Annotated in this window: 23 protein-coding genes; 18 read left to right on the top strand and 5 right to left on the bottom strand. The window is 73.5% G+C overall.

What is annotated here, in order from left to right; genetic code table 11:
* Position 1: 1 nt before the first annotated feature.
* Entirely contained in the window at positions 2 to 970 is a 969-nt protein-coding gene (gene coaA, locus ACZ5DC_RS13640) for a type I pantothenate kinase (RefSeq protein WP_468652799.1), read from the bottom strand.
* A 175-nt stretch (positions 971 to 1,145) separates the two neighbouring features.
* Here coaA and glmS point away from each other — a divergent pair, with 175 nt between their 5' ends.
* The gene (gene glmS, locus ACZ5DC_RS13645) at positions 1,146 to 2,993 is read left to right on the top strand and encodes a glutamine--fructose-6-phosphate transaminase (isomerizing) (RefSeq protein ID WP_468652331.1); all 1,848 of its coding nucleotides are present in this window, start codon (positions 1,146 to 1,148) and stop codon (positions 2,991 to 2,993) included.
* Between the two features lie 93 nt (positions 2,994 to 3,086).
* Here the strand turns inward: glmS and ACZ5DC_RS13650 are convergent, their stop codons facing one another.
* Complete coding sequence (locus ACZ5DC_RS13650) at positions 3,087 to 3,869, bottom strand: SDR family NAD(P)-dependent oxidoreductase (protein ID WP_366748572.1); 783 nt, start codon at positions 3,867 to 3,869, stop codon at positions 3,087 to 3,089.
* Between the two features lie 99 nt (positions 3,870 to 3,968).
* On the opposite strand from ACZ5DC_RS13650, the gene ACZ5DC_RS13655 reads away from it, so the two are divergent.
* The 5 genes from ACZ5DC_RS13655 to tsaE all read left to right on the top strand — a co-directional run bounded on the left by ACZ5DC_RS13655 (position 3,969) and on the right by tsaE (position 9,409).
* The gene (locus ACZ5DC_RS13655) at positions 3,969 to 4,340 is read left to right on the top strand and encodes a holo-ACP synthase (RefSeq protein WP_103812811.1); all 372 of its coding nucleotides are present in this window, start codon (positions 3,969 to 3,971) and stop codon (positions 4,338 to 4,340) included.
* Between the two features lie 52 nt (positions 4,341 to 4,392).
* Positions 4,393 to 5,832, top strand: coding sequence for an NAD(P)H-hydrate dehydratase (locus tag ACZ5DC_RS13660; RefSeq protein ID WP_468652334.1), 1,440 nt, complete (start codon positions 4,393 to 4,395; stop codon positions 5,830 to 5,832).
* A 546-nt stretch (positions 5,833 to 6,378) separates the two neighbouring features.
* Entirely contained in the window at positions 6,379 to 7,542 is a 1,164-nt protein-coding gene (gene alr / locus ACZ5DC_RS13665; protein WP_468652336.1) for an alanine racemase, read from the top strand.
* Positions 7,543 to 7,671: 129 nt separating this feature from the next.
* Complete coding sequence (locus ACZ5DC_RS13670) at positions 7,672 to 8,931, top strand: alpha/beta fold hydrolase (RefSeq protein ID WP_366748575.1); 1,260 nt, start codon at positions 7,672 to 7,674, stop codon at positions 8,929 to 8,931.
* Positions 8,897 to 9,409 (top strand): tRNA (adenosine(37)-N6)-threonylcarbamoyltransferase complex ATPase subunit type 1 TsaE, encoded by a 513-nt coding sequence (gene tsaE / locus ACZ5DC_RS13675; RefSeq protein WP_171153649.1) that lies wholly within the window; start codon positions 8,897 to 8,899, stop codon positions 9,407 to 9,409. Before ACZ5DC_RS13670 ends, tsaE begins: the two co-directional genes overlap by 35 nt.
* Positions 9,410 to 9,787: 378 nt before the next feature.
* On the opposite strand, the gene ACZ5DC_RS13680 is transcribed toward tsaE, so the two are convergent.
* Positions 9,788 to 10,342, bottom strand: a complete 555-nt coding sequence (locus ACZ5DC_RS13680) for a hypothetical protein (protein ID WP_468652339.1) — start codon at positions 10,340 to 10,342, stop codon at positions 9,788 to 9,790.
* Positions 10,343 to 10,466: 124 nt separating this feature from the next.
* Here ACZ5DC_RS13680 and tsaB point away from each other — a divergent pair, with 124 nt between their 5' ends.
* From tsaB to ACZ5DC_RS13720, 8 genes are all read left to right on the top strand, one after another.
* On the top strand, positions 10,467 to 11,123 hold the full coding sequence (tsaB, locus tag ACZ5DC_RS13685; protein WP_468652341.1) for a tRNA (adenosine(37)-N6)-threonylcarbamoyltransferase complex dimerization subunit type 1 TsaB: 657 nt from the start codon (positions 10,467 to 10,469) through the stop codon (positions 11,121 to 11,123).
* Positions 11,124 to 11,152: 29 nt separating this feature from the next.
* Positions 11,153 to 11,653: a ribosomal protein S18-alanine N-acetyltransferase gene (rimI, locus tag ACZ5DC_RS13690; RefSeq protein ID WP_366748794.1), complete on the top strand. Its 501-nt coding sequence runs from the start codon at positions 11,153 to 11,155 to the stop codon at positions 11,651 to 11,653.
* Positions 11,646 to 12,740, top strand: a complete 1,095-nt coding sequence (gene tsaD / locus ACZ5DC_RS13695) for a tRNA (adenosine(37)-N6)-threonylcarbamoyltransferase complex transferase subunit TsaD (protein ID WP_468652343.1) — start codon at positions 11,646 to 11,648, stop codon at positions 12,738 to 12,740. Before rimI ends, tsaD begins: the two co-directional genes overlap by 8 nt.
* A complete protein-coding gene (locus ACZ5DC_RS13700) occupies positions 12,737 to 12,994 on the top strand; it encodes a hypothetical protein (protein ID WP_468652345.1) in 258 nt (85 codons plus the stop codon). Before tsaD ends, ACZ5DC_RS13700 begins: the two co-directional genes overlap by 4 nt.
* 308 nt (positions 12,995 to 13,302) lie before the next feature.
* A complete protein-coding gene (locus ACZ5DC_RS13705) occupies positions 13,303 to 14,334 on the top strand; it encodes a LacI family DNA-binding transcriptional regulator (RefSeq protein WP_366759649.1) in 1,032 nt (343 codons plus the stop codon).
* 137 nt (positions 14,335 to 14,471) lie between these two features.
* Positions 14,472 to 15,530 carry an LCP family protein gene (locus tag ACZ5DC_RS13710; RefSeq protein WP_468652347.1) on the top strand — a complete coding sequence of 353 codons (1,059 nt, stop codon included), beginning with the start codon at positions 14,472 to 14,474 and terminating at the stop codon, positions 15,528 to 15,530.
* 139 nt (positions 15,531 to 15,669) lie between these two features.
* Complete coding sequence (locus ACZ5DC_RS13715) at positions 15,670 to 16,026, top strand: YciI family protein (RefSeq protein WP_366748584.1); 357 nt, start codon at positions 15,670 to 15,672, stop codon at positions 16,024 to 16,026.
* 43 nt (positions 16,027 to 16,069) lie between these two features.
* Complete coding sequence (locus ACZ5DC_RS13720) at positions 16,070 to 17,326, top strand: RNA polymerase sigma factor (protein WP_468652350.1); 1,257 nt, start codon at positions 16,070 to 16,072, stop codon at positions 17,324 to 17,326.
* A 3-nt stretch (positions 17,327 to 17,329) separates the two neighbouring features.
* Here ACZ5DC_RS13720 and ACZ5DC_RS13725 read toward each other — a convergent pair whose 3' ends face one another.
* Positions 17,330 to 18,496 (bottom strand): THUMP-like domain-containing protein, encoded by a 1,167-nt coding sequence (locus ACZ5DC_RS13725; RefSeq protein ID WP_468652352.1) that lies wholly within the window; start codon positions 18,494 to 18,496, stop codon positions 17,330 to 17,332.
* A 90-nt stretch (positions 18,497 to 18,586) separates the two neighbouring features.
* Between ACZ5DC_RS13725 and ACZ5DC_RS13730 the strand changes: the two genes are divergently transcribed.
* The 4 genes from ACZ5DC_RS13730 (at position 18,587) to groL (ending at position 22,649) form a co-directional block, all read left to right on the top strand.
* Entirely contained in the window at positions 18,587 to 19,504 is a 918-nt protein-coding gene (locus ACZ5DC_RS13730; RefSeq protein ID WP_468652354.1) for a polysaccharide deacetylase family protein, read from the top strand.
* The gene (locus ACZ5DC_RS13735; protein ID WP_468652356.1) at positions 19,501 to 20,313 is read left to right on the top strand and encodes a polysaccharide deacetylase family protein; all 813 of its coding nucleotides are present in this window, start codon (positions 19,501 to 19,503) and stop codon (positions 20,311 to 20,313) included. Before ACZ5DC_RS13730 ends, ACZ5DC_RS13735 begins: the two co-directional genes overlap by 4 nt.
* A gap of 280 nt (positions 20,314 to 20,593) precedes the next feature.
* Positions 20,594 to 20,902 (top strand): co-chaperone GroES, encoded by a 309-nt coding sequence (groES, locus tag ACZ5DC_RS13740; protein ID WP_004955293.1) that lies wholly within the window; start codon positions 20,594 to 20,596, stop codon positions 20,900 to 20,902.
* 118 nt (positions 20,903 to 21,020) lie between these two features.
* Complete coding sequence (groL, locus tag ACZ5DC_RS13745) at positions 21,021 to 22,649, top strand: chaperonin GroEL (protein ID WP_468652359.1); 1,629 nt, start codon at positions 21,021 to 21,023, stop codon at positions 22,647 to 22,649.
* 113 nt (positions 22,650 to 22,762) lie between these two features.
* Here the strand turns inward: groL and ACZ5DC_RS13750 are convergent, their stop codons facing one another.
* Entirely contained in the window at positions 22,763 to 23,314 is a 552-nt protein-coding gene (locus ACZ5DC_RS13750) for a DUF3293 domain-containing protein (RefSeq protein ID WP_468652361.1), read from the bottom strand.
* Between the last annotated feature and the right edge of the window lie 56 nt (positions 23,315 to 23,370).

Consider the following 23,370-nt stretch of genomic DNA (forward strand, 5'->3'; position numbering starts at 1 on the left):
GCTACAGCTTGCGGAGCCTGAGGCGCTGGACCTTGTGGTCCTGGCCCTTGCGGAGGATCAGGGTGGCCCGGCCCCGGGTGGGGGCGATGTTCTCCACCAGGTTGGGCTTGTTGATGGTCCGCCAGAGCGTGCGGGCGTAGTCCAGGGCCTCCTCCTCGGAGACCTGGGTGTACTTGCGGAAGTACGAGTTCGGGTTCTGGAACGCCGTCTGGCGCAGCTTCTTGAAGCGGCTGAGGTACCAGCTCTCGATGTCGTCGGCGCTCGCGTCCACGTACACGCTGAAGTCGAAGTAGTCGGCGAGACCGACCCGGGTGCGGCCGTCCTTGCCGGGCAGGGCGGGCTGGAGGACGTTCAGGCCCTCCACGATCAGGATGTCCGGGCGGCGGACGGTGAGCTGCTCGCCGGGCACGATGTCGTAGATGAGGTGCGAGTAGACCGGCGCGGACACCTCGTCCTTGCCTGCCTTGATGCCGGCGACGAAACGGGTGAGGGCCCGGCGGTCGTAGGACTCGGGGAAGCCCTTGCGCGACATCAGGCCCCGGGCCTCCAACTCCCGGGTGGGCAGCAGGAATCCGTCCGTCGTGACCAGCTCCACGCGCGGGTGCTCGGGCCAGCGGGAGAGCAGGGCCTGGAGCAGGCGGGCGACCGTGGACTTCCCCACGGCGACCGAGCCGGCGACCCCTATGACGAACGGGGTGCCGGACTGGGAGCCCTTCTCCCCGAGGAAGGTGTTCAGCGCGCCCCGGAGGCCGTCCGTGGCGCCGACGTAGAGATTGAGGAGCCGGGAGAGCGGGAGGTAGATGTCCCGCACCTCGTCCAGGTCGATGACGTCGCCGAGGCCACGGAGCTTCTCCACCTCCTCGGCGGTGAGCGGCAGCGGCGTCTTGTCGCGCAGCGCGCTCCACTCGGCACGGGTGAGGTCGACGTAAGGAGTCGCCTCCGGCCTGTGCCGGTGGGCGCTCCGGGGCATCGAGGAGACCGGTGAGATCACAGTCCATTGTTAACGGAGTCTGAACGGCACGGCGGGTGGGGTCCGTCACGCGGTGCGTTCCGGCCACGACCGGCCTTCGTACGACGGTGGGAATTTCCGATTTCGGGCAGGCGGAGGCGGTTTTTGATCGTTGTCGGCCCGTAGGCTGCCGCCCATGTGCGGAATCGTGGGATACGTAGGGTCGCAGTCGGCGCTCGACGTCGTGATGGCCGGGCTGAAGCGGCTGGAGTACCGGGGTTACGACTCGGCCGGTGTCGCCGTACTGGCGGACGGCGGGCTGGCCGCCGCGAAGAAGGCCGGGAAGCTGGTCAACCTGGAGAAGGAACTGGTCGAACGGCCGCTGCCGGCCGGCACGACCGGCATCGGGCACACGCGCTGGGCCACGCACGGCGGCCCCACGGACGTCAACGCGCACCCCCACCTGGACAACGCGGGCCGGGTCGCGGTGGTCCACAACGGCATCATCGAGAACTTCGCCGTGCTGCGCGCCGAACTGGCCGAGCGCGGCCACGAGCTGAACTCCGAGACGGACACCGAGGTCGTCGCCCATCTGCTGGCCGAGGAGTTCTCGGCGACCGCCGACCTGGCCGAGGCGATGCGGCTGGTGTGCCGGCGGCTGGAGGGCGCGTTCACGCTGGTCGCGGTGCACGCCGACGATCCGGACGTGGTGGTCGGCGCCCGCCGGAACTCCCCGCTGGTGGTGGGGGTCGCGGAGGGCGAGGCGTTCCTCGCCTCCGACGTCGCCGCGTTCATCGCCCACACGCGCTCGGCGATCGAGCTCGGCCAGGACCAGGTGGTGGAACTGCGGCGCGACGGCGTCACGGTCACCGGCTTCGACGGCCGCCCGGCCGAGGTCCGCTCCTACCACGTGGACTGGGACGCCTCGGCGGCCGAGAAGGGTGGCTACGACTACTTCATGCTCAAGGAGATCGCCGAACAGCCCAAGGCGGTCGCCGACACGCTGCTCGGGCGCATCGACCCGTCCGGCTCGCTGACCCTGGACGAGGTGCGGATCAGCCCCTCCGAGCTGCGCGAGATCGACAAGGTCGTCATCGTGGCGTGCGGTACGGCCTTCCACGCGGGCCTGATCGCCAAGTACGCCATCGAGCACTGGACGCGCATCCCGTGCGAGGTGGAGCTGGCCAGCGAGTTCCGCTACCGCGACCCGATCCTGGACGGGCGGTCGCTGGTGATCGCCATCTCCCAGTCCGGCGAGACCATGGACACCCTGATGGCGCTGCGGCACGCCCGCGAACAGGGCTCGAAGGTGCTGGCGATCTGCAACACCAACGGCTCGACGATCCCGCGCGAGTCGGACGCGGTGCTGTACACGCACGCGGGTCCCGAGGTCGCCGTCGCCTCCACCAAGGCGTTCCTCACCCAGCTTGTCGCCTGCTACCTGGTCGCGCTCTACCTGGGCCAGGTCCGGGGCACCAAGTGGGGCGACGAGATCCAGGCCGTGATCAAGGACCTGTCCCGCATCTCCGAGGAGGTCGAGCGGGTCCTGGAGACCATGGAGCCGGTACGGGCGCTGGCGCGGACGCTGGCCGACAAGGACACGGTGCTCTTCCTCGGCCGGCACGTGGGCTACCCGGTGGCCCTCGAGGGCGCGCTCAAGCTGAAGGAGCTGGCCTACATGCACGCCGAGGGCTTCGCCGCCGGCGAGCTGAAGCACGGACCGATCGCGCTGATCGAGGAGGACGTGCCGGTGGTCGTCGTCGTCCCGTCCCCGCGCGGCCGGTCGGTCCTGCACGACAAGATCGTCTCCAACATCCAGGAGATCAGGGCGCGGGGCGCGCGGACGATCGTGATCGCGGAGGAGGGCGACGAGGCGGTCGTCCCCTACGCCGACCACCTGATCCGCATCCCGGCCACGCCCACCCTGCTGCAACCGCTGGTGGCCACGGTCCCGCTCCAGGTCTTCGCCTGCGAGCTGGCCACGGCCCGGGGCAACGAGGTGGACCAGCCCCGCAACCTGGCCAAGTCGGTCACGGTGGAGTGAGGGGGCGGGGCGGCCTCGTCGGGCGGGGCTTCGTCCAGTGTCGCTCCGTCGAGTGCTGCTCCGTCCAGTGCTGCTCCGTCGAGTGACGCTTCGTCAGTGGACGGAGAAGCCGCCGTCCACGTGGATCGACTGGCCCGTGATGTAGGCGGAGGCGCGGCCGGCCAGGAACACGGCCGCGCCCGCGAAGTCCTCGGCGAGGCCGTTGCGGCCGGCCATTGTGCGCGCGGCCAGAGCCGCCACCTTCCCGGGGTCGGACTGCAGCCGCCTGTTGAGCGGGGTCAGCACGAAACCCGGCACCAGGGTGTTGCAGGTGACGCCGTGCGGCGACCACGCCTCGGCCTGGGAGCGGGCCAGGGACTCCAGGCCGCCCTTGGAGACGCCGTACGCGCCGCTCTGCACGAAGGCGCGGTGCGCCTGCTGGGAGGTGACGTGGATGATCCGCCCGAAGCCGCGCTTCGCCATCCCGGGGCCGAACCGCTGCCCGAGCAGGAACGGGGCCTCCAGGTTCACCGCCATGGTGGTGTCCCAGACCTCCTCGCCCAGCTCGTCCATCGGCGGACGGAGGTTGATCCCGGCGGAGTTGACGAGGATGTCGGGCTCACCGAAGACGGCCGCGGCCTCCTCGGCCGCCGCGCGCACCCCGTCGCGGGTGCCCAGGTCACCGCTGACCCAGGCGGCCCGGCAGCCGTCCGCCGTCAGCTCCCGCACGGTGGCGTCCAGTTCCGTCTTCCGCCGTGCCACGATCACCACCTTCGCCCCGGCCCGGGCCAGCGCCCCGGCGATGGCCCGCCCGATGCCGGAACTGCCTCCGGTCACCACGGCGACCCGGCCGTCCAGGGAGAAGAGGTCGGAGAGATAGGCACGCGAGGACGTCATGCCGGAAGCGTAGAGCCCGGGTTGCGGCGGCCGTACGGCGCCCGGGGTCCGACGTGGTGTCGCCGCGCCGCCCGTCACCGGGGTCGTAGGGTGCTCGGCATGAGCATCATCGGGGTGGGCATCGACGTCGCCGAGATCGACCGGTTCCGGGCGTCCCTGGAGCGGACGCCGGGCCTGGCCGACCGGCTGTTCGTGGAGCGGGAGCTGCTGCTGCCCAGCGGGGACAGGCGCGGCATCGCCTCGCTCGCGGCCCGGTTCGCGGCCAAGGAGGCGCTGGCGAAGGCGCTGGGCGCGCCGCCGGGACTGCAGTGGACCGATGCCGAGGTGTACGTGGAGGACACCGGACAGCCACGGCTGCGGGTGAAGGGGACCGTGGCCGCGCGGGCCGCCGAGCTGGGCGTGCGCGCCTGGCACGTGTCGCTCAGTCATGACGCGGGCGTGGCCTCGGCCGTGGTGGTCGCCGAGGGCTGACCGGTCCCGTGCCGGGTGTGGACGGCGGGGGTTACGGGGCAGACTCGGTGCCATGCGTACTGCGTACAGCGTGGAGACGGTAAGGGCCGCCGAGCGGGCGTTGATGGCACGGCTGCCGGAGGGCGCGCTGATGCAGCGGGCCGCCGCCGGGCTGGCCGCCGCCTGCGCCGAACTGCTCGGGCGGGTGTACGGCAGCCGGGTGGTGCTGCTCGTCGGCAGCGGGGACAACGGCGGGGACGCCCTGTACGCGGGGGCCCGGCTGGCCCGGCGCGGCGCCGGGGTGACGGCCGTCCTGCTGACGCCCGGCCGGGCCCACGGCGGGGGGCTGGCGGCCTTGCGGCGGGCGGGCGGCACGGTGGCCGCCGCGGACTCCGCCGCCGCGGACGAACTGCTCCTGCGGGCCGACCTGGTGGTGGACGGGATCGTCGGCATCGGGGGCCGGGGCGGGCTGCGGCCGGAGGCCGAGCGGCTCGCCGGGGTGGTGGCGCGGTCCCGGGCCGCCGTCGTGGCCGTGGACCTGCCCAGCGGCGTCGACGCGGACACCGGGGAGGTGCGGGGGGCCGCGCTCCGGGCCGACCTGACCGTCACCTTCGGCGCGTACAAGCCGGGGCTTCTGGTGGATCCCGCGCGGGAGTACGCGGGAGTGGTGCGGCTCGTCGGCATCGGCCTGGAACCGCCGCCCGCCGACGCCGTGCTGGAGTCCCTGCAACACGCCGACGTGGCACGGCTGCTGCCGCTGCCGACGGGGGAGAGCGACAAGTACCGGCGCGGGGTGGTCGGCATCGCCGCCGGGTCGGCCCGCTATCCCGGTGCGGCCGTGCTCGCGGTGTCGGGCGCGCTGCGGGGCGGGGCCGGGGCCGTGCGGTACGTCGGGCCGGCCGGGGACGCGGTCATCGCGCGCTTCCCGGAGACCCTCGTCTCCGACGCCGGGCCCGCGAAGGCCGGGCGGGTGCAGGCGTGGGTGGTCGGGCCGGGCGCCGGGGACGACGCGGCCGCCGTCGCCGAGGTGCTGGACGCGGACGTGCCGGTGCTGCTGGACGCGGACGGGCTGCGGCTGGCCGACCGGGACGCGGTGCGCGGGCGTACGGCGCCGACGCTGATGACCCCGCACGCGGGGGAGGCCGCCGCGCTGCTGGGGGTGCGGCGCGAGGAGGTCGAGACGGCCCGGCTCTCCGCGGTACGGGAGCTGGCGGCGGTGTACCGGGCGACCGTGCTGCTGAAGGGGTCGACGACACTGGTCGCCGACTTCGCGGGCGGACCGGTGCGGGTGAACGCCACCGGGACGCCGTGGCTGGCCACGGCCGGGAGCGGGGACGTGCTGTCCGGGCTGGCGGGTTCCCTGCTGGCGGCGGGCCTGCGGGCGGCGGACGCCGGGAGCGTGGCGGCGTACCTCCACGGCCTGGCGGGCCGCTTCGCCGCGCAGGGCGCGCCCACGGGCGCCCATGACGTGGCGTCACACATCCCGGAGGCATGGAGGGACGTACGAAACTGACCGGCCCACCGCGGCCCGACCGAAGGCGGCGCGACTTCATTGGGGCGCGGGGAACTGTGCGTTCAGCCCCTGCGGGTCCGCGGCCGGGTGACGGCCGGAGTCGGGTGGTGGGTTCGGCCGGGCGGTGCGGTGTGGCGGGCGGTGGTGCAACTGCCTGGGGGCGGGGGGAACTGTGCGTTCAGCCCGCGCGGGTCCGCGGCTGGGTGACGGCCGGAGTCGGGTGGTGGGTTCGGCCGGGCGGTGCGGTGGGGCGGGCGGTGGTGCAACTGCCTGGGGGCGGGGGGAACTGTGCGTTCAGCCCGCGCGGGTCCGCGGCCGGGTGATGGCCGGAGTCGGGTGGTGGGTTCGGCCGGGCGGTGCGGTGTGGCGGGCGGTGGCGCGAGTCCGCAGGGGCGCGCCCAGCCCGCACGCACCCGCGGCCGGGTGACGGCCGGAGCCCGGCGGTGGGTCCGCGCGCCCGGCCCGGACCCCGGTGACCGCCGGAGGCGCAACCGCGGGACCCGGCCCGCCTCCCGTGGAGGGCGGCTCTGAGAGACTGGGGGTGCCATGAGTGAGACACCAGCTGTGCCGACCGCCGCCCTGCGCGCCCGCGCCGAGATCGATCTGGGCGCCCTGCGCGCCAACGTGCGGGCCCTGCGCGCCCGGGCCGGGAGCGCCGCCGTGATGGCCGTCGTCAAGTCCGACGGATACGGCCACGGCGCGGTGCCGTGCGCCCGCGCCGCCCTCGCGGCGGGCGCGAGCTGGCTCGGCACGGCCACGGCCGAAGAGGCCCTCGCGCTGCGCGCGGCCGGGCTGCCCGGCCGCATCCTGTGCTGGCTGTGGGTGCCCGGCGGGCCCTGGCGGCAGGCGATCGAGGCCGACGTCGACGTCTCGTTGAGCGGCATGTGGGCCCTGCGGGAGGTCGTCGAGGCCGCCCGCTCGGCGGGCCGCCCCGCGCGCGTGCAGCTCAAGGCCGACACCGGACTCGGCCGCAACGGCTGCCAGCCGGGGGAGGACTGGTCCGAGCTGGTCGGTGCCGCCCTGCGCGCGGAGGCCGAGGGGCTGGTCCGCGTCACCGGGGTGTGGTCGCACTTCGCGTGCGCCGACGAGCCGGGGCACCCGTCCATCGCCGCCCAGCTCACCCGGTTCCGCGAGATGCTGGCGTACGCCGAGGACCTCGGCGTACGGCCCGAGGTGCGGCACATCGCCAACTCGCCGGCCACCCTCACCGTGCCCGAGTCCCACTTCGACCTGGTCCGCACGGGCATCGCCCTGTACGGCGTCTCGCCCAGCCCGGAACTGGGCACCCCGGCGGACTTCGGGCTGCGCCCGGTGATGACGCTCAGCGCCTCGCTGGCCCTGGTCAAGCACACCCCGGCCGGACACGGCGTCAGCTACGGCCACCACTACGTCACGCCCGGCGACACCACGCTCGGCCTGGTGCCCGTCGGCTACGCGGACGGCATCCCGCGGCACGCCTCGGGCACCGGCCCGGTGCTGGTCGGCGGCAAGTGGCGGACGATCGCCGGGCGGGTCGCCATGGACCAGTTCGTGGTGGACCTGGGCGGTGACGAGCCCCCGGTGGGCAGCGAGGCCGTGCTGTTCGGGCCCGGTGACCGCGGTGAGCCCACGGCCGAGGACTGGGCGCAGGCCTGCGGCACGATCGCGTACGAGATCGTCACACGCATCGGAACGCGCGTTCCCCGCGTCTATGTCAACGCGTCGCGGTGAGCGTGCCCACCTGAACGCGTCCACCGCGTCCGGCCGGGCGCCTTCATGTGAACGCGCGAGAACTCGGGTAACCCGTTCCGCGGCGGCACCCACCCAGGCGAACTGCAGTACGGCGAAGAGGAGCGGTACGTGACCGAGAGCAGCGCGGAGCTCGTGGCGGACGTCGTCGCCTCGGCGGCCGCCGCCTCCGCGGCGGGGGCGGCCGGGAGCTGGCGCAGGGCGACCGGCATCGCCGGCGCCGCGATAGGCGTGCTCGCCGCGGGAGCGGCGGCCGGTGTCGCCGTCGAACGGATGACGGTGGGGCGCGGAATGCGCCGCAGGGCCCGGCTGGCGCTGGACGCGGCGGGCCCCTACGGCACCCTGCGCGGCACCCCGGGCAAGGCGTACGCCGACGACGGCACCGAGCTGTACTACGAGGTCGACGAGGCCGAGCCCGACACCGGCCCGAACGTCTCGCCGCGCCGGCGCCGGCTCTTCGGCCGCAAGGCCCCCGCCCCGGTCACCGTCGTCTTCTGCCACGGCTACTGCCTCAGCCAGGACTCCTGGCACTTCCAGCGCGCGGCCCTGCGCGGGGTCGTACGGACGGTGCACTGGGACCAGCGCAGTCACGGGCGGTCCGGGCGGGGCGTGGCCCAGACCCGGGACCGGGAGCCCCTCACCATCGACCAGCTCGGCCGCGATCTGAAGGCCGTGCTCGACGCCGCCGCACCGGACGGGCCCCTGGTGCTGGTCGGTCACTCGATGGGCGGCATGACCATGATGGCCCTCGCCGCGCAGTACCCCGAGCTGATCCGGGACCGGGTCGTGGCCACCGCCTTCGTCGGGACGTCGTCCGGGCGGCTCGGCGAGGTCAACTTCGGGCTGCCGGTGGCCGGCGTCAACGCGGTCCGCCGGATCCTCCCCGGAGTGCTCAAGGCGCTCGGACAGCAGGCGGAGTGGGTGGAGAAGGGGCGCCGGGCCACCGCCGACCTGTTCGCCGGGATCATCAAGCGGTACTCGTTCGCGGGCCGGGACGTCGACCCGGCCGTGGAGCGCTTCGCAGAGCGGATGATCGAGTCCACCCCGATCGACGTGGTCGCCGAGTTCTACCCGGCCTTCACCGACCACGACAAGACCGGGGCGCTCGTCTGCTTCCGCGACATGCCGGTGCTGGTGCTGGCCGGCGTCCAGGACCTGGTCACGCCCAGCGAGCACAGCGAGGCCATCGCCGACCTGCTGCCCGACGCCGAGCTGGTGCTCGTGCCGGACGCGGGGCACCTGGTGATGCTGGAGCACCCGGAAGTGGTCACCGACCGCCTCGCCGACCTGCTGACCCGTGCGGGTGCGGTGCCCGCAGGGGCTACCGTAAGTGGCTATGGAAGCACCAGCAGCACCGCACAACCCCGCTGAGACCCAGCTGACCGTCACCTCCCCGGAGCAGATGCGCGAGCTGGGCCGCCGACTGGCCAAGCTGCTGCGCGCGGGCGACCTGGTGATGCTCTCCGGCGAGCTGGGCGCGGGCAAGACCACGCTGACCCGCGGGCTCGGTGAGGGCCTGGGCGTGCGCGGCGCGGTCACCTCGCCGACCTTCGTGATCGCCCGGGTGCACCCGTCCCTCGGCGACGGGCCGCCCCTGGTGCACGTCGACGCCTACCGGCTCTCCGGCGGCCTGGACGAGATGGAGGACCTGGACCTCGACGTCTCGCTGCCCGACTCGGTGATCGTCGTGGAATGGGGCGAGGGCAAGGTCGAGGAGCTGACCGAGGACCGCCTCCAGGTGGTCATCCACCGCGCGGTCGGCGACACCACGGACGAGGTACGGCACGTGACCGTCACCGGCCTGGGCGAACGCTGGTCCGAGACGGACCTGGAAACGCTGTCCGGCTGAGACCGCCGACACATTCCGACAAGCCGTCGGCAAGATATTGCGCGGGACATCCCGGGCGTGGTCACATGGTACCCAGCCCGTACTTAGGTGTGCCTAAGTACGTCCGCCCCCGCAGCTCAGGAGGCGTCCATGCCCGCGGTGCAACCGGTGTCCATGCGTGATCTGCTGGCGGCCTGCGCTGCGGCGGACGCGATCTCCAGGCCGCCGCGGCCCGAACCCTGCGAAGCCGCGCGGGACGAGCAGGCGGCCGGCGCCCGGCCGCGCCCCGCCACGCCGTCCCCGCGGCCGCCGGGCGGCGGGTCCGGGCACCGCGCCTAGGGTCTTTCGTTCGGATCAGGCCGGACCCCCGCGAGCCCGGCATGATCCGAACGAGAGGCCCTAGCGGATCACCACGACCTTCACGCCGATCGTCGCGAAGTTCCACATCGCGTTCCCGTCCACCCGCGTCTCCCGGATGCCGCCCGTCTTCACGCCGGGGTCCGCCGCGGTCCCCTCCGTGCCGCCGTCCACGGCCGCGCTGAACCCGACGGTCACCCCGTCCACGCTGGTGAACCGCACCACGTGCTCGATGGGGACGCTGTCCGTGCCGGTGGCCGTGCTGGAGCGGGACGTGACCCAGTACGTGCCGGCCGGCGGGTCGACGCTGCCCGGCCGCACCGGGAAGGTCCGCTGCACCCGGTTGCCGGGGGCGACCAGCCAGACCCGGTCGTCGTCCAGCGAGTACACGACCCGCTCACCCGTTCCGGAGCCGCTCGGCAGGGCGGACGGGTGGTGCCGGTCCCGGGGCGCCTTGGAGGTGGGGGTGGCGTGCACCGCCGGTGCCGCGCCCAGGGCCGCCGGGACGGTCGCCTGGGCCCGGTAGGCGAGGAACCCGACCGTTCCCAGCGCCGCCGCGGTGAGGGCGGCCACGATCCCCGAGCTGGTCCCTGCCACCTGCGCCACCTCTGCCTAGTGCCGTCATCCGGTGTAAATGTCGTACTTCCTACAGACCGTAGCAGTCGGTGACCGTCCGTCCCGGACGACCCTGCGGGCGGCGCGAGCGCCGTAGGCTGTTCGCGTGCTCTTGCTCGCTCTGGATACCGCCACACCCGCCGTCACCGTCGCCCTGCACGACGGCACCGGCGTCATCGCCTCGTCGAGCCAGGTGGACGCGCGCCGGCACGGAGAGCTGCTGCTGCCGGCCGTCGACCGGGTCCTCACCGGGGCCGGACTGAAGCTGGAGGCCGTCACCGGGATCGTCGTCGGCACCGGGCCCGGCCCCTACACCGGTCTGCGCGTCGGCCTGATGACCGCCGACACCTTCGGCCTCGCGCTCGGCGTCCCCGTGCACGGCCTGTGCACGCTGGACGGCCTCGCCTACGCCGCCGACATCGAACAGGGCCCCTTCGTCGTGGCGACCGACGCCCGGCGCAAGGAGGTCTACTGGGCCACCTACGCCGACTCCCGGACCCGGCTGACCGGCCCGGCCGTCGACCGCCCGGCCGACATCGCCGAGCGGGTCGCGGGCCTCCCCGCGGTCGGCGCCGGCGCGCTGCTCTACCCGGACACGTTCCCGCGCGCCCACGAGCCCGAGCACGTGTCCGCCGCGGCCCTGGCCTCGCTCGCCGCGGAGAAGCTGGCCGCGGGCGAGGAGCTCACGGCCCCCCGGCCGCTGTACCTGCGCCGGCCGGACGCCCAGGTCCCCAAGAACTACAAGGTGGTCACCCCCAAGTGACACAGCCGGCACCCCCCCGACTGCGCGAGATGCGCTGGTGGGACCTCGACCCGGTCCTGGGGCTCGAACGGGACCTGTTCCCCGAGGACGCCTGGTCCCGGGGCATGTTCTGGTCCGAGCTGGCCCACTCCCGGGGCCCCGAGGCCACCCGGTGCTATCTCGTCGCCGAGTCCGCCGACGGCCGGATCGTCGGATACGCGGGCCTGGCCGCCGCCGGCGACCTGGCCGACGTGCAGACCATCGCCGTCGCCCGCGACCACCAGGGCACCGGCCTCGGCGCCCGCCTGCTGACCGAGCTGCTGCGCGCGGCGACCGCGTTCGAGTGCCACGAGGTGATGCTCGAATGCCGGGTGGACAACCTCCCCGCGCAGAAGCTCTACGAGCGCTTCGGCTTCACCCCCATCGGCTTCCGGCGCGGCTACTACCAGCCGGGCAACGTCGACGCCCTGGTGATGCGCCTGACCACGGAACCCGGCAGCGGCGCGGCCGCGGGCTCCGCCTCAGTACAAGGAACCGATATCAATGACTGACTCACGCGACGAGCCTCTCGTACTCGGCATCGAGACCTCCTGCGACGAGACCGGCGTCGGCATCGTCCGCGGCACCACCCTGCTGGCGGACGCCGTCGCCTCCAGCGTCGACGAGCACGCCCGCTTCGGCGGTGTCGTGCCGGAGGTGGCGTCCCGGGCGCACCTGGAGGCGATGGTCCCCACCATCGACCGCGCGCTGAAGGAGGCGGGGGTCGGCGCCAAGGACCTGGACGGCATCGCGGTCACCGCGGGCCCCGGACTCGCGGGCGCCCTGCTCGTCGGCGTCTCGGCGGCCAAGGCGTACGCCTACGCGCTCGGCAAGCCGCTGTACGGCGTCAACCACCTCGCCTCCCACATCTGCGTGGACCAGCTGGAGCACGGCCCGCTGCCCGAGCCGACGATGGCCCTGCTGGTGTCCGGCGGCCACTCCTCGCTGCTGCTCTCGACGGACATCACCTCGGACGTCCGGCCGATGGGCTCGACCATCGACGACGCGGCCGGCGAGGCCTTCGACAAGATCGCGCGCGTGCTGAACCTGGGCTTCCCCGGCGGCCCGGTCATCGACCGGTACGCCAGGGAGGGCGACCCGCGGGCCATCGCCTTCCCGCGCGGCCTGACCGGCCCGCGCGACCCGGCCTACGACTTCTCCTTCTCGGGCCTGAAGACCGCCGTGGCCCGCTGGATCGAGGCCAGGCGCGCGGCCGGCGAGGAGGTCCCGGTCCGCGACGTGGCCGCCTCCTTCCAGGAGGCCGTGGTCGACGTGCTGACCCGCAAGGCCGTCCGCGCCTGCAAGGACGAGGGCGTGGACCACCTGATGATCGGCGGCGGTGTGGCGGCCAACTCCCGGCTGCGCGCCCTCGCCCAGGAGCGCTGCGAGGCGGCCGGCATCCGGCTGCGCGTACCGCGTCCCAAGCTGTGCACGGACAACGGCGCGATGGTGGCCGCGCTCGGCGCCGAGATGGTCGCCCGCAACCGGGCCGCGTCCGGCTGGGACCTGTCGGCCGACTCCTCCCTGCCGGTGACCGACCCGCACGTGCCCGGCCACGACCACGTGCACGAGGTCAGCAAGGAGAACCTCTACTCGTGACCGTCGCCCTGATGTGGGAGGCCCGGGCCGCCGCGGGCCGGGGCGCGGACCTGCTGGCCTGGGTGCGCGAACAGCCCCTCGCCGCCGAGCCGTTGCGCCGCGAGACCTTCCGCGCGCCGCAGGACCGGGTGCTGGTCGTCACGTGGTGGGACGCGCCGTACGACGCCCCGCTGCCCGAACTGCCGGAACCCGACCCGGAGTTGGTGACCCGGTCGGTGCACCGGTGGCGGTTCGAGGCGGTGGCCGAGGGCTGAGTTGGGGAAACCGCCCCGACTGCGCTATGATCATCACACAGCGAACGGCCGGAACTCCGGTACGGACGCAGTGCGTTGGTGGTCCAAGGAAAGACGCCCCGCTTCCTGCGGGGAGATGCAGGTGCAAGGCCTGCCCGGCGCTCCACTCGACACCCCGCCCCCGGGTTCCCGGCGGCGGGGTGTTCGCGTTGCGCGGACAGGTGACGGACGTGTGCTCGAATGTTTCGTCCGATCTTCCGAAAGTTCCGACGGCCTCCGGTGGTTCCGAGGGCTTCGTCAAGCGGTCCGGCGGAGATACGATCGCGGGCATGAAGCCCTCGAAGCCCGCAGGAACGCAGACGGCGACCCTCGCCGAGATCGCCCGTGAGGCGGGGGTCTCCGCTCCGACTGTTTCGAAGGTCCTCAACGGCCGGGCCGACGTCTCTCCTGCCACCCGCACCCGCGTCGAGGAGCTGCTGCGCGCCTACGGCTACCGGCGCCGCCGCGCCGAGGCCTCCCGCTCGCCGCTGATCGACGTGGTCTTCCACGAGCTGGAGAGCGCCTGGGCGATGGAGGTCATCCGGGGCGTGGAGAACGTCGCCCGGGACGCCGGGCTGAGCGTGGTCCTGTCCGAGTCGGCCGGCCGGCTCACCCCCGGCCGCACCTGGGCCGACCAGGTCGCCGCCCGCCGCCCGCACGGCGTGGTGCTGGTGCTCTCCGAACTCGACGAGTCCCAGCGGGCGCTGCTGACCAGCCGCTCCATCCCGTTCGTGGTGATGGACCCGGCCGGCGACCCGGGCCCCGACGTGCCGTCGATCGGCGCCACCAACTGGCAGGGCGGTCTCGCCGCCACCCGCCACCTGGTGGAACTCGGCCACACCCGGATCGGCGCCATCAGCGGCCCGTCCCGGATGATGTGCAGCCGGGCCCGGGTCGACGGCTACCGGGCGGCCCTGGAGACGGCCGGACTGCCCGTCGACCCCTCCCTCGTCGTGGCCGGCGACTTCCACCACGATGCGGGCTACCGCCTGGGCCTGGAGCTGCTGCGCCGCCCGGACCGGCCGACCGCCGTCTTCGCGGGCAACGACCTTCAGGCGCTCGGCTTGTACGAGGCCGCCCGTGAGCTGGGTCTGCGCGTTCCGGAGGACCTCAGCGTGGTCGGCTTCGACGATCTGCCGGTGGCCCGCTGGGTGGGCCCGCCGCTGACGACCGTACGGCAGCCGCTCACCGAGATGGCCGAGGCCGCGGCCCGGCTGGTGCTGGAGCTGGGGAGCGAGCGGGAGGAGCGGGCGGCGACCCGGGTGGAGCTGGCGACGAGCCTGGTGGTGCGGTCGAGCACGGACGCGCCTCCGGCCGCCTAGCGGTCCGCGCGGGGCGCCCCCTTTGCCAGGTCGCGCGAACGGGCGTTCGCTGCCGCGTGGATGAGAATTTCACAAGAAAACCGGCTCTGGCGGCTTCCGCTAACAGTCCCCTAATAATTCGGACTTATGTTCCTGTCGTGACGCGACACGAGGAGCAAGGCGGCGACGCGGGCAGACGGGTGGGCCGGCGCTCGAGAGCGGTGAAGATCGTCGGCCTCGCTCTGGCGGGCACCCTGGTCCTGGGCCTGGCGGCGGCCGGCTGGGCCTACCGGCACCTCGACCGCAACATCACGAGCGTCGACATCGACGGCGCACTCGGCGACGACCGTCCGGCCAGGGCCGTGGCCGCCCCCTCCGCGACCGCCCCGGCGGACGCCTCCCCGCTGCCCACCGGCTCCCTCAACATCCTGGTCCTCGGCTCGGACTCGCGCAGCGGCAAGGACAACCAGGAGCTGGGCGGCGGCGACAGCGGCGGAGCCCGGTCCGACACCGCGATGGTCGTGCACATCGACGCGGGCCGCACGCGGGCCACCGTCGTCAGCATCCCGCGCGACACCCTCGTCACCCGCCCGTCCTGCCCGCTCACCTCCGGAGGCAGCACGGCACCGGTGTACGGCGCCATGTTCAACAGCGCCTACGCGGTGGGCGGCCCGGTGTGCGCGGTGAAGACCGCCGAGACCCTCACCGGCGTCCGCATGGACCACTACCTGGAGATCGACTTCTCCGGCTTCGCCAAGCTGGTCGACGCGCTCGGCGGGGTCGACGTCACCACCGGCCAGGACATCGACGACGACAAGAGCCACCTGCACCTGAAGGCCGGCGCCCACCACCTCGGCGGCAAGCAGGCCCTCGCCCTCGCCCGCACCCGGCACGGCATAGGCGACGGCAGCGACCTGGGCCGGATAGGGCTCCAGCAGACGCTGGTCAAGGCCCTGCTGGAGCGGATCTCCGGCGCCGGCCTGCTGACCGACCCGGCCCGGCTGTACCGGGTCGCCGACGCCGTCACCGCCAGCATCACCACCGACACCGGCCTGAACTCCCTGAACGAGCTGGTGAGCCTCGGCCGGAGCCTGAAGGGGCTGACCGCCGACCGGGTGCGGACGGTGACCATGCCGGTCGTCACGGCGCCCTCCGACCCCAACCGGGTCGTCGCCCGGGAACCGGCGGCGAAGGACCTCTGGGCCTCCCTGCGCTGAGCCGGTGCCGCCCGGCCGCCGGGACGCTGGAGAAGATCCCGGAAATTCTTTCCGCGAGCGTGTCGATCCTGATGTCCCCCGTTCGACGCAAGGGGTGAGCGGCGGGAACGGACCCGCCGCCCCGACCGGAGGAGTCACCATGCCCCGCTACCTGTCGCTCGTGCGCGTCGACGAGTCCGCCGCCCCCGCCGGGGGCCCCAGCGCGGAGCTGATGCGGCGGATGGGTGAGCTGATCGAGGAGATGACCAAGGCCGGTGTGCTGCTCGACACCGCCGGGCTCACCCCCTCCGCCGAGGCGGCCCGGATGGACTGGAACGGCGAGAAGGTCTCCGTGACCGACGGCCCGTTCACCGAGTCCAAGGAGGTCGTCGGCGGCTACGCGCTCATGCAGTGCAAGGACCGGGCCGAGGCCCTGGAGTGGACGCAGCGCTTCCTGAAGATCCACGGCCCGGAGTGGCGGCTGGCCTGCGAGCTGCGGGAGATCGCCGAGGGCTGAGGCCGTTTGGCCCGCCGCCGTCCAGGGTGTTGCATGGTGGGCTGTGGAGACACAGCCCGCCACGGCGCACGCCATCGAGACCGTCTTCCGCCTGGAGTCGCCGCGGGTGATCGCCGGCGTCGCCCGGATCGTCCGGGACGTCGGCATCGCCGAGGAACTGGCCCAGGACGCCCTGGTCGCCGCCCTGGAGCGGTGGCCGCGGGACGGGGTGCCGGACAACCCCGGCGCCTGGCTCATGGCCACCGCCCGGCACCGGGCCGTCGACCTGGTCCGGCGCCGCGAGACCTACGCCCGCAAACTCGCCGAGCTCGGCCGCGACCTGGCCGCGGCCCCGCCCTCGTACGACGCACCGGCCGACCCGGACGACATCGACGACGACCTGCTCCGGCTGGTCTTCACCGCCTGCCACCCGGTGCTGTCGCCGGAGGCCCGCACCGCGCTCACGCTGCGCCTGCTCGGCGGCCTGAGCACGGCCGAGATCGCCCGTGCCTGCCTGGTGCCCGAGCCGACGGTCGCCCAGCGGATCGTCCGCGCCAAGCGCACCCTGGCGAAGCGGAACGTCGCCTTCGAGGTGCCGTACGGCCCCGACCGCGAGGCCCGCCTCGGCTCCGTGCTGGACGTCATCTACCTGATCTTCAACGAGGGGTACGCGGCCACCGCCGGCGACGACCTGCTGCGTCCCGGCCTGTGCGAGGACGCGCTGCGGCTGGCTCGGGTGCTGTCCGCGCTGATGCCCGAGGAGCCCGAGGTGCACGGCCTGACCGCGCTGCTGGAGTTCCAGGCGTCCCGCGCCGCCGCCCGCACCGGCCCCGACGGCACACCGGTGCTGCTGGAGGACCAGGACCGCCGCCGCTGGAACCGCATGCTCATCGCCCGTGGCATCCGCGCCCTCGACCGCGCCGGGGCCACCGCGAGCGGCCCCCCGGGCCCGTACACCCTCCAGGCGGCCATCGCCGCGTGCCACGCACGCGCGTACACCTACGAGGAGACGGACTGGCACGCCATCGCCACCCTGTACGGCCTGCTGGCCGTCCGCGCGCCGTCCCCGGTGGTCGAGCTGAACCGCGCGGTCGCCGTGTCGATGGCCGACGGCCCGGCGGCGGGCCTGGAGCTGGTGGACGCCGTGGCCGCCGCGCCCGCGCTGCGCGACTACCACCTGCTGCCCAGTGTCCGCGGTGATCTCCTGGCCCGCCTCGGCCGCGCCGCCGAGGCCCGTGAGGAGTTCCTGCGGGCGGCGGCGCTGACCCGCAACGAGAGGGAGCGGCGGCTGCTGCGGGACCGGGCGCGCGCCTCCCGCTGAGCGTCAGCCGAGCGGGCGGCCGATCAGCATCGTCGGCGCCCCGGCGACACGGGTGAGGAAGACGGTGGCCGCGTTCGGCCCCTGCGGTCTCACCTTCCGGCGCAGCTCCTCCGGCTCGACCGCCGAGCCGCGCTTCTTCACGGTCAGCGTGCCGACCTCGCGCTCCCGCAGCAGGGCCTTGAGCCTCTTGACGTTGAACGGGAGCTGGTCGGTGATCTCGTAACCGGTGGCGTACGGCGTGGGCCGGGCCTCGTCGGCGGTGACGTACGCGATGGTGGGGTCCAGGAGCCCCCCACCGACCTCCTCGGCCACCTCCGCGACCAGGTGCGCGCGGATCACGGCGCCGTCCGGCTCGTACAGGTACCGCCCCACCGGCCGGACTCCCGGATCGGGCAGCCCGCGGCCGAGCAGCGTGCGCGGACCCGGCAGCAGCGTGGCCCGCACCGCGCCCGGCGCCCCGGTCCCGAACCACAGCACCGCCTCCTTCACGTCGCCGCCGTCGGAGATCCACTCGGCCTCGGCCGCGGCCGGGACCACCTCGTGCGGGATGCCCGGGGCGATCTTCAGTGCGGCGCGGGGTGCCGTGAGGGCCGTCCCGACCGCCCAGGACAGCGGCGGCGAGTACGCCTCCGGATCGAAGAGCCGGCCGCGCGCGCCCCGGCGCGCCGGGTCCACGAACACCGCGTCGTACCCGGCGGTGTCCACCTCCGTCACATCGGCCTCGCGCACCTCGATCAGGCCCGCCAGCCCCAGCGCCTCCGCGTTCGCCCGTGCCACCGCCGCCGTCAGCGGGTCCCGGTCCACGGCCAGCACCCGGATTCCGGCCCGCGCCAGCGCGATGGCGTCCCCGCCGATCCCGCAGCACAGGTCGGCGACGGAGGCCACGCCCAGCTCCTTCAGCCGCCCGGCCCGGTACGCCGCCACGGAGGCCCGCGTCGACTGCTCGACCCCGTTGGGCGTGAAGAACATGCGCCCGGCGTCCCCGGCCCCGAACTTCGCCACCGCCCGCTGCCGCAGCCGGGCCTGGCCGAGCGCCGCCGACACCAGCTCGGCCGGGTGGTCGCGGCGCAGCCGGGTGGCCACGGCCAGCTCCTGTGCGGGCTCGGTGTCGCGCACCTCGTCGAGGAGGGCGCGGCCTTCGGGGGTGAGGAGCAGAGCGAGGTCGTTCACCGGGACATTGTGGGCCAGTCGGTGGATGGTGCGCCTCCGGCGGCGGTGTCGCCCGGGGTCGCGGGCCGGGGCCTGGGAGGATCCGGCACCATGCGAGCAGTAGTACAAAATGACAAAAGTCGGACTCATTTCCGGCGGCTGGCCCTCGGCGGCGGAGCCGCCACGCTGGCCGCCGCCGCCCTGCTCTCCGGCTGCGCCGGACCCGAGTCCGTGCGCACCGCGTCCGGTCACGGTGGCCCCGCCCAGCCCCAGCCCCAGGACCCGGCGGCGCGCCGGGCCGCCGAACACGCCCGGCTGGCCGCCGCCGCCCGGCGCTGGGGGCTGGACCAGGTCCCGCTCACGCCCCCGCCGCCCCCCGCGGCCAAGCCGAGGATCACCGCCCGCGACGGGTTCGAGGTGGACCACCAGGAGGACTGGCACCTGCCCCCCGTCTTCACCACGGTCCCCACCCGGGACAAGGTCGTGTTCCTGACGATCGACGACGGCGCCGAGAAGGACCCGCGGTTCCTCGCCATGATGCGCGAGCTCAAGGTCCCGTACACCGCGTTCCTCAGCGACTACCTGGTCAAGGACGACTACGCCTACTTCCGCAAGATGCGGTCCTACGGCAACACCCTCAACAACCACACCCTGCACCACCCCTACCTGCCGGGCCTGTCCTACGAGGAGCAGAAGGACGAGATCTGCGGCATGCAGGCCATCATGAAGAAGCAGTTCGGCAAGGCCCCCACCGTCTTCCGTCCCCCCTACGGCAACTACAACCAGGACACCCTGGTCGCCGCGAAGGAATGCGGCATCAAGTACGCGCCGATCTGGAACGAGGAGGTCTTCGTCGACCACTGGGAGTACCGCGAGGACGACCAGCGGCTGCGCCGCGGCGACATCGTCCTCACCCACTTCCGCGGCCGGGACGACTGGGACGGCACGATGGTGGACGACATGCGCCGCTTCCTGAACAAGGTCACGCGCGAGGGCTACGCCGTGGCCCGCCTGGAGGACTACCTGTGAGGCGGGCTCGGGGCCCGGCCGCGGTCCTCGCCGCGGCCCTGCTCCTGACGGGCTGCGCCCAGTCCGTCGACCCCATCGAACGCCTCGGCAAGAAGGCCGCCGAAGGGGTACGCCCGCACGGCACCGCCCCCGACCACCGCTACCGCGCCTGGGGGCTGACCCGGCCCCTCGCCCGCTCCCCGGTGCACCCGGCCCGCCCGCTCGCCGAGCGCACCGGGGCCGGCGCCCCGCTCCCCGTGGTCGACCGCGTCCCCACCCGCGACCCGGTCGTCTTCCTCACCTACGACGACGGCGCCGAGCGGGACCCCCGCTTCGTCGACATGGTCCGCGAACTGAGGCTCCCGGTCACCCTGTTCCTCACCGACAGCGTCGCCGCCCCCGGCTACCCGTACTTCGCCCGCCTGCGCGCCCTCGGCGCCGGCATCGCGAACCACACCGTCGACCACCGGGCCCCGGCCGGACTGCCGTCCGCCGGCCAGCGCGCCGAGATCTGCGGCCAGCAGGACCGCCTCCGCGCCGCCCTCGGCGTCCGCCCCCGGCTCTTCCGCCCGCCCTACGGCTCCTACGACCGCACCACCCTGCGCGCGGCGGCCGGCTGCGGCATCTCCGCGCTCGTCCTGTGGCGTGCCGCCCTGACCCCGGCCGGCCTCACCTACACCCACGGCGCCCACCACCTCCGCCCCGGCGACATCGTCCTGGTGGGCCCCGACGAGTCGAGGAGGCCGGCGCTGTGGGAACGGACGGTACGGGTGCTGACGGAGGCCCAGGGGAGAGGGCTGACGGCGGGCTTCCTGGAGGACTACGTGTGAGGTCCGGCCTGTCCGGCGCCGGACAGACGGCGGGTCCGGGGGCGGCGGCGACCCCCCGGGGCGGCGGCCCTCGCGTCGCGAATCCGGCCGACGCGCCGCGGGCAATTGGCACTCCGCTTGACCGAGTGCTAATCGCGGTCATAGTCTCGGGTCTGGCACTCCCCCCTGGAGAGTGCCAGACAAACGCGACGGGCAGGTCCGGCACCCGCGACGACGGATCGACCTGGTCGCCACCTCAGACAGTTAACCCCGTGAGATCTCCGAAGGGGGAGGTCGGATCGTGACGACCGCCAGCTCCAAGGTTGCCATCAAGCCGCTCGAGGACCGCATCGTGGTCCAGCCGCTGGACGCCGAGCAGACCACGGCCTCTGGCCTGGTCATCCCGGACACCGCGAAGGAGAAGCCCCAGGAGGGCGCCGTCCTCGCCGTGGGCCCGGGCCGGTTCGAGAACGGCGAGCGTCTGCCGCTCGACGTCAAGGTCGGCGACGTCGTCCTCTACAGCAAGTACGGCGGCACCGAGGTGAAGTACAACGGCGACGAGTACCTCGTCCTCTCGGCTCGCGACGTCCTCGCGATCATCGAGAAGTAATCACCTCAAGCGACTCTCTGCTTGAAGCTGCGCCCCTGGCCCCCCGCGATCGATATGAAGCCGGGCGCCCGGGGCGCGGCGTTTTCACCCACAGATTTCCGAGAGGGCTCCCGCTGCCATGGCGAAGATCCTGAAGTTCGACGAGGACGCCCGTCGCGCCCTTGAGCGCGGCGTCAACAAGCTTGCCGACACCGTCAAGGTGACGATCGGCCCCCGCGGCCGCAACGTCGTCATCGACAAGAAGTTCGGCGCCCCGACCATCACCAACGACGGTGTCACGATCGCCCGCGAGGTCGAGATCGAGGACCCGTACGAGAACCTCGGCGCGCAGCTGGTGAAGGAGGTGGCGACCAAGACCAACGACATCGCGGGTGACGGCACCACCACCGCCACCGTCCTCGCCCAGGCGCTGGTGCGCGAGGGCCTGAAGAACGTCGCCGCCGGCGCCTCCCCGGCCGCCCTGAAGAAGGGCATCGACGCCGCCGTCAAGGCCGTCTCCGAGGAGCTGCTCGCCTCGGCCCGCCCGATCGACGAGAAGTCCGACATCGCCGCCGTCGCCGCGCTGTCCGCCCAGGACCAGCAGGTCGGCGAGCTGATCGCCGAGGCCATGGACAAGGTCGGCAAGGACGGTGTCATCACCGTCGAGGAGTCCAACACCTTCGGTCTGGAGCTGGACTTCACCGAGGGCATGGCCTTCGACAAGGGCTACCTGTCGCCGTACTTCGTGACGGACCAGGAGCGCATGGAGGCCGTCCTGGAGGACCCGTACATCCTCATCAACCAGGGCAAGATCTCCGCCATCGCCGACCTGCTGCCGCTGCTGGAGAAGGTCATCCAGGCCGGCTCCTCCAAGCCGCTGCTGATCATCGCCGAGGACGTCGAGGGCGAGGCCCTGTCGACCCTGGTCGTCAACAAGATCCGCGGCACCTTCAACGCCGTCGCGGTGAAGGCCCCCGGCTTCGGCGACCGCCGCAAGGCGATGCTCCAGGACATGGCCGTCCTCACCGGCGCCACCGTCATCTCCGAGGAGGTCGGCCTCAAGCTCGACCAGGTCGGCACCGACGTGCTCGGCTCCGCCCGCCGCGTCACCGTCACCAAGGACGACACCACGATCGTCGACGGCGCCGGCAAGTCCGAGGACGTGCAGGGCCGCATCGCCCAGATCAAGGCCGAGATCGAGACCACCGACTCCGACTGGGACCGCGAGAAGCTCCAGGAGCGCCTCGCGAAGCTGGCCGGCGGCGTGTGCGTGATCAAGGTCGGCGCCGCCACCGAGGTGGAGCTGAAGGAGAAGAAGCACCGTCTGGAGGACGCCATCTCCGCGACCCGCGCCGCGGTCGAGGAGGGCATCGTCTCCGGTGGTGGCTCCGCCCTGGTCCACGCCTCCAAGGTGCTCGACGGCAACCTCGACAAGTCCGGCGACGAGGCCACCGGTGTCGCCGTGGTCCGCAACGCCGTGGTCGAGCCGCTGCGCTGGATCGGCGAGAACGCCGGCCAGGAGGGCTACGTCATCGTGTCCAAGGTCAAGGACCTGGACAAGGGGCAGGGCTACAACGCCGCCACCGGCGAGTACGGCGACCTGATCAAGGCCGGCGTCATCGACCCGGTCAAGGTCACCCGCTCCGCCCTGGAGAACGCCGCCTCCATCGCCTCCCTGCTGCTCACGACCGAGACCCTGGTCGTCGAGAAGAAGGAAGAGGAGCCGGAGGCCGCGGGCCACGGCCACAGCCACGGCCACGCCCACTGAGCCCGGCGCTGAGCTGAACCACGTGCCCGGTACCCCCTCGGGGGGTGCCGGGCACCGTGCGTCGCGGCGGCAGGGCGGACCGGCCGGTATCGGCGCCGCCCCCGCCCCCTCCTCTACATGCCCCGCTCGTCCTCACACACGTGGGTGAAGCCGCGGGGCAGCTCGTGCGGCCCGGCCAGACCGGCCCTCGCGTGGTCCTCCCCGGAGACCGCCCATCCGCCGGCCGCCACGGCACCGGTGGCGCAGGCCAGGACGCGCCACTCGCGGGGAGTCCAGGCGAAGACCGCGTCCTGGCCGAAGCGGCGGCCGAGGTCGCGCGCCGCGGTGTCGCTCAGGCCGACGACGGCCACGCTCTCCTCGCGGTGCGGGCCGCGTACGTCGCCTCCCTGCGCGGGCCACCAGGTGAGCCTCCGCCGGCGGACGTCGTCGAGCAGCAGGCGCTGGGCGCGGGCGTTGGCGTCGGCCGGCGCGGTACGGCCGAGGGGATTCCACGCGGTGATCACATGAATGGTGGCGCCGTGGGCCGGTGCCGGGAAGCGACCCTCGACCGTGCCCGAAGGACGCGGTCGCACGCGGAGGGTGCGGTCCCCGAAACGGATGTCGACCACTGCCGTGCGGTAAAGGTCCCAGTTGAGGGGCGTACCGGCTGCGTCACCGCTGTGCACAAGGGCCTCCTGGAACGAAGACCCCCTTACACGTCGTGCAGGGAGATCGGGGCTCG

The organism is Streptomyces sp. NPDC031445 (assembly GCF_055581365.1).